We start from the raw sequence: 2,268 nt of genomic DNA, 5'->3' as shown, positions 1-2,268 counted from the left end.
GGCGCCGAGCTGCACGCCGCGCTGCGCTTGCGCCACGCCGGCCAGCGCCCTCGCCTGCTTCACGCGCGCCGCGGCCACCGCCAGGCTGGCGTTGGCGCGCGTCGCCTCGTGCACCAGCGCCGTCAGCGCCGGGTCGTCGAAGGCGAGCCACCATTCGCCGCGCGCCCGCGACTCGGCCGGTTGCGCCGGCTTCCAGCGCGCGCCGTCGGCGCTTTGCAGCGGCGCCGGTGCCTCCTTGAAGGCGGCCGGAATCTCGATCCGCGGCGCCCCGAGCTCGGGCACCCTCGAGCAGGCCGCCAGCACCAGGGCCGCCAGCAGCGGGGTCAGTTTCGTTGCGAGCGTTTTCATGCTGCTTTTCCTTCCGGTTGTGCGGCCAGCGCCACGGTGGTTTTTTTGCCCAGTCCCTTGGCGAAGCTGCGCAGCAGGACGTAAAACAGGGGCGTGAGGAACAGGCCGAAGAAGGTCACCCCGAGCATGCCGCCGAACACGGCCACGCCCATCGCGTGGCGCATCTCGGCCCCGGCGCCGCTCGAGAACACCAGCGGCACCACGCCCATGATGAAGGCGATCGAGGTCATCAAAATCGGACGCAGGCGCAGGCGCGACGCCTCGAGCGCGGCCTGCACCACGGTGCGGCCGTGGTCCTCGAGCTCGCGCGCGAATTCGACGATCAGGCTGGCGTTCTTGGACGCCAGCCCGACCAGCACGAACAGCGCGATCTGCGTGAAGATGTTGTTGTCGCCGCCGGTCAGTTTGACGCCCAGCAGCGCGCACAGGATCGACATCGGCACGATCAGGATCACCGCCAGCGGCAGCGTCCAGCTCTCGTACTGCGCCGCCAGCACCAGGAACACGAGCAGCACGCACAGCGGGAACACCAGCACCATGGTGTTGCCCGACAAAATCTCCTGGTACGTCAGGTCGGTCCATTCGAAGCCCACGCCCTTGGGCAGCACGTCGGCCGCGATCTTCTTGAGCGCCGCCTGGGCCTGGCCCGACGACACGCCCGGCGCCGGCCCGCCATTGATGTCGGCCGAGACGTAGCCGTTGTAGCGCTGCACCCGGTCCGGCCCGAAGCTGTCCTTTACCTGCATCAGCGACGACAGCGGGATCATCTGGCCCTTGTCGTTGCGCACCTTGAGCTGGGCGATCTGTTCGGCGTGCGAGCGGAACGGCGCGTAGGCCTGCACCCGCACCTGGTAGGTGCGCCCGAACTGGTTGAAGTCGTTCACGTAGAGCGAACCGAGGTTGATCTGCAAGGTCTGGTAGATGGTCGCCAGCGGCATCCCAAGCTGCTTGGCCTTGGTGCGGTCGACGTCGGCGAACAGCTGCGGCACGTTGATCTGGAAGCTCGAGAACACGCCGGCCAGCTGCGGGTCCTGCCACGCCTTGGCCTGCAGCGCCTGCACCGATTTGTACAACTCGTCGTAGCCGACGTTGGCGCGGTCCTCGACCATCATCTTGAAGCCGCCGATGGTGCCCAGTCCATTGACCGGCGGCGGCGGGAACACCATGATGAAGGCGTCCTGGATGGCGCCGAGCCGGCCGTTGATCTGCTCGGCGATCGCCGCGCCCGACTGCTCCTTGCCACGGCGCTGGTCGAACGGCTTGAGCGTGACGAACACGATGCCGGCGTTGGGCGCGTTGGTGAAGCCGTTGATCGACAGGCCCGGGAAGGCGATCGACGATTCGACGCCGTCGATCTTGGCGGCGATGTCCGACATGCGGCGGATCACGGTTTCGGTGCGCTCGAGCGAGGCGGCGTCGGGCAGTTGCGCGAAGCCGATCAGGTACTGTTTGTCCTGCGGCGGCACGAAGCCGCTCGGCACCGCCTTGAACATGAACACCGCGCCGAGCGCGAGCAGCGCGTAAACCGCCAGCGCCGCGCTCTTGCGCCGCAACACGCCCTTGACGCCGGTCTCGTAGAGGGTCGAGGCGCGCCCGAAGAAGCGGTTGAATCCCGCGAAAAAACGGCCGAACAGTTTGTCCATCAGGCGTGTCAAGCCGTCCTTAGGGGCGTCGTGCGGCTTGAGCAGCGCCGCGGCCAGGGCCGGCGACAGCGTCAGCGAGCTGAATGCCGAGATCACGGTCGAGATGGCGATCGTGAGCGCGAACTGGCGGTAGAACTGCCCCGACAGGCCCGACACGAAGGCGATCGGCACGAACACCGCACACAGCACCAGGCCGATGGCGATGATCGGGCCGCTGACCTCCTTCATGGCCTGAACGGTGGCGTCGCGCGGACTGAGAGGCTGAGATTAAATCGTT

Annotated in this window: 2 pseudogenes; both read right to left on the bottom strand. The window is 67.5% G+C overall.

Going from position 1 to position 2,268, the window contains the following annotated elements:
• A pseudogene (locus tag C7C56_RS10790) lies at positions 1-348 on the bottom strand (efflux transporter outer membrane subunit); the annotation flags it as partial.
• Positions 345-2,249: pseudogene (locus C7C56_RS10785) on the bottom strand (efflux RND transporter permease subunit); the annotation flags it as partial. The pseudogenes C7C56_RS10790 and C7C56_RS10785, both read right to left, overlap by 4 nt.
• Between the last annotated feature and the right edge of the window lie 19 nt (positions 2,250-2,268).

The sequence above is a fragment of the Massilia glaciei genome (genome assembly GCF_003011895.2).
GTDB lineage: Bacteria > Pseudomonadota > Gammaproteobacteria > Burkholderiales > Burkholderiaceae_D > Telluria_A > Telluria_A glaciei.
This window is presented reverse-complemented; position numbering and strand designations above follow the sequence as displayed.